Annotated in this window: 1 protein-coding gene; it reads left to right on the forward strand. The window is 56.4% G+C overall.

Going from position 1 to position 241, the window contains the following annotated elements; genetic code table 11:
- On the forward strand, positions 1-241 hold a 241-nt coding region (locus tag AAEY83_RS18140), incomplete at both ends, for a hypothetical protein (protein WP_351061487.1).

A 241-nucleotide genomic window follows, 5' to 3' on the forward strand; every position in this document is an offset into this window, starting at 1 on the left:
GTATTACGCAGGCTTGAAGTCGCGATCTATAAGTCCGTCGAGGGGCGTGTGTCAGGTTTCCTGCTGCTCTCTGTACTTATCTGGTCTGTCGAGATTCTGGCGTTGTCTTTATTTATTAACCAGCTTGGGATCGGAGATCCGGATCTCGCGGCGCTGTTCACCTCCGGTTTGCTGGCGAGCTTACCCGGCGGCGGGGGAGTCTCGAATGCCTTCGGTCTCTACCAGTCGCTGGGTCTGGTGG

It is taken from the genome of Psychrobacter sp. TB20-MNA-CIBAN-0197 (assembly GCF_040309765.1).
In the GTDB taxonomy this organism is placed as follows: Bacteria; Pseudomonadota; Gammaproteobacteria; order Pseudomonadales; family Moraxellaceae; genus Psychrobacter; species Psychrobacter submarinus.